This window comes from Bellilinea sp., from assembly GCF_053501535.1.
The window spans coordinates 1-7,263 of sequence record NZ_JBRCOK010000110.1 but is presented as its reverse complement, the minus strand read 5'-3'; the positions used below and the strand labels follow the sequence as shown (position 1 = coordinate 7,263).

At 48.2% G+C, this 7,263-nt stretch carries 5 protein-coding genes and 1 pseudogene; 4 read left to right on the top strand and 2 right to left on the bottom strand.

What is annotated here, in order from left to right; translation table 11 throughout:
• The first annotated feature begins 179 nt into the window (after nt 1-179).
• The 4 genes from ACWIZX_RS10900 to xylB all read left to right on the top strand — a co-directional run bounded on the left by ACWIZX_RS10900 (nt 180) and on the right by xylB (nt 5,419).
• Nucleotides 180-1,187, top strand: coding sequence for an ABC transporter permease (locus ACWIZX_RS10900; protein WP_448335784.1), 1,008 nt, complete (start codon nt 180-182; stop codon nt 1,185-1,187).
• A gap of 268 nt (nt 1,188-1,455) precedes the next feature.
• Nucleotides 1,456-2,484 (top strand): NAD(+)/NADH kinase, encoded by a 1,029-nt coding sequence (locus tag ACWIZX_RS10895; protein WP_448335783.1) that lies wholly within the window; start codon nt 1,456-1,458, stop codon nt 2,482-2,484.
• A gap of 1 nt (nt 2,485) precedes the next feature.
• Nucleotides 2,486-3,859, top strand: coding sequence for a dihydrolipoamide acetyltransferase family protein (locus ACWIZX_RS10890; protein ID WP_448335782.1), 1,374 nt, complete (start codon nt 2,486-2,488; stop codon nt 3,857-3,859).
• 15 nt (nt 3,860-3,874) lie between these two features.
• Nucleotides 3,875-5,419 carry a xylulokinase gene (gene xylB, locus ACWIZX_RS10885; protein ID WP_448335781.1) on the top strand — a complete coding sequence of 515 codons (1,545 nt, stop codon included), beginning with the start codon at nt 3,875-3,877 and terminating at the stop codon, nt 5,417-5,419.
• A gap of 307 nt (nt 5,420-5,726) precedes the next feature.
• Here the strand turns inward: xylB and ACWIZX_RS10880 are convergent, their stop codons facing one another.
• On the bottom strand, nt 5,727-6,077 hold the full coding sequence (locus tag ACWIZX_RS10880) for a DsrE family protein (protein WP_448335780.1): 351 nt from the start codon (nt 6,075-6,077) through the stop codon (nt 5,727-5,729).
• Nucleotides 6,077-7,263: pseudogene (locus ACWIZX_RS10875) on the bottom strand (PQQ-binding-like beta-propeller repeat protein); the annotation flags it as partial. The pseudogene ACWIZX_RS10875 and the gene ACWIZX_RS10880, both read right to left, overlap by 1 nt.

The following is a 7,263-nucleotide window of genomic DNA, read 5'->3' as shown; positions in this document are numbered from 1 at the left end:
TGGCTGATCTTGGGCGAGGAGCTTTAGAGGCAGCATACACTGTGCTGACCGGCGGAAAACTGACCGTAACCGATCAACGCTTCCCCGGCACTCTCTATACATACCAGAATATCGTGGAAAACAAAGATAAAGTTTGGGGCTCAAAAGCTTCCCAATAGTCAACAAACCTAAAGGATGACATGAAACAGGTTGCACTCGAAGAAGTCAAAGTCATGCAAAAGCCAACTATACTGCACGGAATTAAAGCCTTTTCGAGAACTTTGCTCAGTAAATCTTCCGTGCTGCCAATCCTGATTCCGTTATGGATTATATTCTCCCTCCTCTCACCAACATTTGCCACCCAACGAAACCTTCAAACCCTGCTGGCGGCTACTGCAGTTGTTGCAGTTGCAGCTGTTGGTCAAACTCTTGTCCTGATTACTGCCGGAATTGACATCTCTGTTGCATCCGTAGCTGCTTGTTCCGGTATTATCGCAGCAACGGTGATGGGCGCTGAGGGAGAATGGTGGGTTGGTGTAGGAGTTGCTTTGGTGGTTGGTCTGTTCTTTGGATTGTTCAATGGTATCAGTATCGCCAAACTTGGGTTAACGCCTTTTGTCCTGACGCTGGGAACCCATCTTGTTGCAAGAGGAATTGCTTTTACGGTTTCCAAAGGAATTGCAATTGCGGTTCCTGAATCTATTCGAACATTTGGCAAAACCAACTGGCTCGGTATTCCTGCTATTGCAGTAGTTGCAATATTAACGATGATGGTGTTTGGGGTTTTACTTACTCAAACAACTTGGGGAAGGCATTTGTATTTGCTAGGTGCAAATCCTAATGCAGCCAGGTATGTGGGGATTCGTCGAGGGTTGATTGTGGCCTCTGTGTACACGATTTCAGGTGTACTCAGTGGATTAGCAGGATTCCTTGCAATGGCAAATCTAGGAGCAGCTATTCCAGGAGTAGGCGATAAAATCCTTCTAACCATCATCGGAGGAGTGATACTGGGTGGCACAAGTATGTTTGGTGGTATTGGTTCAATGCAAAGAACGGCTATGGGTGTATTGTTACTTGCTACGATGACAAACGGACTAAACCTTCTAGGCTTTGACTTTTATGATCAGCTAATTGCACAGGGCCTTGTAATCATTGCAGGGACTGCCTTGACAGCAAGGCTAGGTCAGGAGCAGACAACCGATTCGTGAAACATCCTAAATGCTTCAGGCCCGATCCCCAAAACAGACGGCTGCCAACCAAGCGTTTTGGGATCGGGCCTTCCAGAGGGATGATCCTCTCCAACCCATTATAAAAGGAGGAAATACTTAAATGCAAGGTGGATTTCGATGATATTAAAGATTAGCAGTAACTTCCTTGATTACTGAACCCAATATGAGCTGGTTTTATTTGTGTAAATAAAAATGATTATCACAAGGATAATTCAAGCTGTTAATCAACAGGTAGAAGGATAAGCGGATGTTAAAAGTTGGAATGATCATTAATCCTGATGCGGGCAAAGATATCCGACGTATCACATCTGCTGCTGCAGATGTGACCGATCGGTATAAATATAATCTTGCCTATTGCATCGCGAAAACTTTATTAACCTTTAGGAATATCCAAATAGAAATAATGCCGGAGCGTTTTGGGTTAGGAAAAAGGCTGCTGGATTCCTTCAGCAATGGATATGCAACTTCTCAGATTTCGCTGATCAGCATGCAATTGGTTAATTCTGCTGAAGATTCAAGAAACGCTGCCGAACATTTTATCCAAACCGGGGCTCGTCTTGTAATCGTTTTGGGTGGGGACGGAACAGTGAGGATTGTGGCAAAATCTATTGCGACCGTACCGATAATGGCAATATCAACGGGTACAAACAATGTGATCCCGACCATGATCGACGGCACTACTGCAGGATTGGCAGCCAAATTCATTCTTTCTAACCCCAACATACCTTTGGAAGATTTTTGTATCCGACATAAATATATTGAAGTTTGGGTTGATGACAAGATGGTTGATTTGGCGCTTGTTGATGTTGGTGTTATTCGGGATGATTTTGTTGGTGCCAAGGCTGTTTGGAAGGGGGATCGAATATCACAAGTTGCAGTAACCCGCTCAAAGCCATTTGTTACAGGATTATCTTCCGTCGTTGGAATGGTTCGAGGTGTAGAACCTACCGATCCTTATGGATTACTGATGGCTACAGGTGAAAAATCTGCAAGCAGATTTATATTGGCTTCTCTTCAACCTGGCGAGTTGCAGAGGGTTGGAATTTCTGAATTACAGACTCTCTTTCCTGATCAGTTTTATTCCCTGAGCATAAACCAGAATTCTGTCATCTCTTTAGATGGAGAAAAGGAATTTACAGTCTCTCCTGATCAACATGTGCAAATTGTCTTGCGGATTAATGGTCCCTGGATTGTGGATGTTTCTAAAGTTATGGATATTGCAGTCAAAGAACGACATTTTGTGTTCAAGGAACAAAATAACTTAGAGGAGTATTGAAATGCCGACCGAAATACTGATGCCAAAAATTGGCCTTAACATGCGCGAAGGACTCCTTGTTGAATGGCTGGTGGAAGAAGGTCAACAAGTCAAAAAGGGTCAACCTGTTTATGTAGTTGAAACAGACAAGGTTACTAACGAAGTGTTAGCCGAAGAGGATGGCATCCTGCATCGGCTGGTAGAAGCAGGGAATATGGTGCCGGTTGCTGGCGTTGTAGGTTATATCCTTCAACCCGACGAGCCAATACCTGCTGCGCCTTCATTGACATCTTCTATAACAGAAGAAAAAAAGGAACCTCTGATTGTCGAAAAATCACATTTGGGAGGTTCGCAGGAAGGGGAGATGCCCGCACAGGTGGCAGACATTCAGGCTACCCCTGCTGTAAGGCGGCGGGCTAAGGAATTGGGTATAGATCTGGCCCGGGTTGTAAGTTTTAAGAAATCCAATAAAATCTCTATCGAAGATGTTGAAGAATTTTCAACCAAAATGCAAAATCTGGTGGATTCAGGCTCATTCCGTGTAACCCCCATTGCACAAAAAATGGCTAAGGAGTGGGGTATTGATTTGTCAATGATCCAACCAATGGATGGGGAAAAAATCACACGCCGAGACGTTGAGAACGCCTTGGAAAGGCATTCAAAATCTGCAGAAAGGATCGAGCCCTCATCAGAACAACCTCTTCCCTCCGTTTCTCTGAAAAGTGGTATACGGGGATTAATTGCCGAACGAATGATGGCAGGGGCAAACAATACCGCGCCGGTAACCCTTTTCAGTGAGGTTGACGCCTCTGAATTATACGATCTTCGCACTTTTTACAATAAAAATTTAGCCTCTCAGCAAGGTCATGAAATTTCTTTTGATGCTTTGTTGATAAAGTTCATCGCGCTTGGTTTGAAAGAATGTCCTTATATGAATGTTACGGTTATGAATGACCGAATCGTTCAACTCAAGAACATTAACATCGGCTTTGCATTGGATACATCACGAGGCTTAGTGGTGCCGGTGGTAAAGAATCCACTGGAAAAATCTATTCTTGAGATTAGCCAAGAAATCGAAGACTTGAAGCGTCGAGGTCTGGATGGAAGGTTGGTGCCAGATGATCTGGAGGGGGGAACATTTACCATTACAAATTTGGGTATGTACAACATTGATGCTTTTACACCCATAATTCGGCTGCCAGAAACGGCTATTTTGGGCGTTGGGCGAATCGTTTTGCGTCCATCCGAGTACCACGGGAATATATGTTTGCGCCGACGAATGACATTAAGCTTAACCTTTGATCATCGAGTTGTGGATGGTGCCCCGGCAGCGAGGTTTTTGAAAAAGGTTGGCGATTTTATTGAACATCCGGGTTCGTTGGTTGTCGGTTTTTGAAGTGAGGAGGTTGAAATGCCAGCGCTGATTGGTTTGGATATTGGTACAACTGGTGCCAAGGCGGTTGTGGTGGATGATAAGGGTAATGTTCTCGGCTCTGCTACCGCTGAATACCCCCTTTTTTCGCCTTATCCTTTATGGAGTGAGCAAAATCCTGCCGATTGGTGGGCTGGTGCTTGCAAAGCTATACAATCAGCAGTGAAAAATGCATCACTTTTTGCAAGGGATGTTGTTGCTATTGGTTTGACCGGTCAAATGCACGGCGCCGTGTTTTTGGATGAAGAATTTGCGGTTATTAGACCGGCTATTCTGTGGAATGATCAGCGTACCATTGATGAATGTAATGAGATTAATTCCCGGATCGGTAACACGAAATTAATTGAAATCGCTGGTAATCCGGCTTTAACTGGCTTTCAAGCACCAAAAATTTTATGGCTGCGTAAAAATGAGCCGGAAAATTACAGCAAAATCAGGTATGTGCTTTTACCAAAAGATTATATTCGTTTGTTGTTAAGTGGAGTTTTAATCAGTGACGCCTCGGATGCTGCCGGCACTTTATTGCTTGACCTGCAAAAGCGTGATTGGAGTCATGAAATTCTTGAGAAGCTGGAAATTCCTGTAAAGTGGTTGCCGAAAGTTGTTGAAGGGCCGGATTTGACGGGAGCTCTGAAACCCTCTGTTGCTCAACTTCTGGGACTTAATCCACGTATTCCTATTGTGGGGGGAGGTGGTGATAATGCGGCTGCAGCTGTCGGGACAGGGATTGTGACTGAAGGAATCGTAAGTTCCAGTATAGGAACCAGCGGAGTTATTTTTGCTCACATTGACAAACTTAAGTTCGATTCACGCGGAAGATTACATACATTTTGTCATGCTGTACCTCAAAAGTATCACCTGATGGCGGTAACCCTCAGCGCTGGCGGCTCTTTCCGTTGGATACGGGATCTTATTCTCGAATCAGCCTGCATGTTCGATACCGGGACCCCAGAAATTCTGCATTATGACAAAATGACGGCGTTGGCATCTACTATTCCAGCAGGGTCAGAGGGTCTATATTTTCTTCCATACCTGAATGGGGAACGAACGCCGCACCTTGACCCAATGGCTCGCGGGGCTTTTGTCGGTTTAACCTCACGCCATCACATGGGTCACATGATCAGAGCGGTGATGGAAGGAGTAACCTATTCGTTGCGAGATGGAATAGAGATAATGAAGTCTATCGGTATCGAGATCAACCAGGTTCGAGTTGTGGGTGGGGGGGGAAAAAGTGCTTTGTGGCGTCAAATGCAGGCTGATATTTTCAATCAAGAGATAGTAACCTTACAAGTAGAAGAGGGACCTGCCTACGGTGCGGCTTTGCTTGCCGGTGTCGGAGTTGGTGTTTTCAACGATGTAGATGATGCGGTGAAAAAATGCATTAAGATTACGGGCGTAATTCAACCCAATCCGGATCATCGAGAAAGATACGAGCGAGGTTATTCCATTTACACAAACCTCTATCCAAAATTGAGCGATGTTTTTCGTGAAATAACAAATTCTATTGTGAGCTCATCCATGTAGATTGTTTGGAAAAGTAGGGAAATCGGCATCCAGATCATCTTCTCCGTGGTTCAAAAGAATAAGACTCTCAACATGCCCGGCAAAAGAAATCACACAGGAGAGATAACCACAAGGATTCTATGGTCTTCGTGTAGCCGCGAGTTGTCCCGATATACCTGTTCGTTTTTGCAATAATTCAATCCCGCGGTGGCTTCATCAAAAATCAGGATGGGGGTTGCCACGGCAAGTGCTGAAGCGAGAGCCGGCCTTCTGCAAAGTAGAAGACAAAATCGTTTTGCCTGCCCCAGCCTCACTCAGCCCAAGCTATCTACAGCGTAATCACCTTGCCGGCGCGGCGCTGAGCTTCGATGATGTCGGTCATCCCGCCGACAATGCCGACCTGCACTTGTTCGGTCAGGTTGTAGAAATTCAGGCAGGTGCTGCACAAAATCAGGCGCACTCCTTTGGCTTCCAGCGAGCGCAGCGAATCCAGCACCGGCGAGCCTTCCACTGCCAGAAAAACGCCTCTGGCGTAAAAGCAGATCGCTGCCGGAATTACGTTGTTCTGGTCGAGCAGCTTGAAGTATTTGCCGATCAGTTTCTGCTGCAGCTCGGGTTCGGCATCCCCCATGCCGTTGCGGGTGACGAAAATGACGGTTTCGGAATCAGGTATGGACATCACTCGCCTCCTTCGATCACAATCTGCTCGGGGCTGGTCACATAGATGACCGGCCCGCCCTGGTACCACCAAATCTGGCCGCGGATTTGCACGCGCTGGCCGGGGCGGTAGAGGGTTTCCGGCGGCTGGTCGAAAGCCCCCCAGTGTTCCTTCATGATGCGCACCACAAAGCGGCGCTGGTGCGGTTCAACAAAGGAGAGGTAGACCGCCTTGCCGTTGTTGAATACCCGCACCAGTTCGCCCTCGACGGCAGCCACCCAGCCGGCGTACAGGTGAGCCTGTTCGTGGGAAATCGGCTCATTCAGCACCGGCGGTTCAGCCGGCAGGTTTTGGCTGACGGAAACCGCTTCGACGTTTAGGCTGCTAACGGCGGGCTGGCCGTGTTCCAGCGCGACCACGGCGCCGTCTGTACTGACGAAGTAAATCGTATCGTTGCTGACCAGCCAGGCGGCGTACTCGCTCCAGTAACGGTCGTAAACAGCCCCTTCTTTCCAGTAAATGTAAAAACCGCCCGGCCAGTTGCGGGTGTTGATCAGCCCGCTGGCGCAGTAGTGGCTGGCCAAAAAGCCGCTGCCGCAGGCGTCTTCATCCTGCGAGGTGGCAATGTGCGGCAGGTTGCTGACGCGGATGGGGTTGGTGGTGGTCGCGCCGCGGGCGGGCGAGCGGTCGGTGATCTGGTGGGCAATCCCGGCTTCCCAGTGGGCCGCAAAAATCATATCGCCGGCCATGCTGGCGAAGGCCTGCTCATCGGTTGGGAAGAAGGTGTTTTCCATGAAGCGGACATCACCGGCCTGAAATCCGCTCACCGTCTGGTTGTCGAGCATTAATTCGCCGAGGTGGGAATCCCAGCGCGAGTCGCACGGGTTTGCCGCGCAGGGGCCGGCGCGCACGACAATGTAGGCCGCTTCCTTGCCGTCCGCCAGCCGGGCGATGACCGGCATCGGTCCCATCGGCAGGTAGCCGCCGTCCCCAAAACCGCCGTTGCCGACATTGGGGATGAAGGCTTCGCTGCCGTCGCTCAGCCGCAGGGCGAACAAGGGCTGGTCGGAGCGGTTGTTCAAAAAGAACTGGCGTATCTGGCTGTTGTTTTGCAAGTTATCCGGGTTGAAATTCCATATAGATTGCCAGTGCAGCCGGTAGCGGATGAATACCAGCCCGTGCTGTTCGGCGATCACCGGCCAGCCGT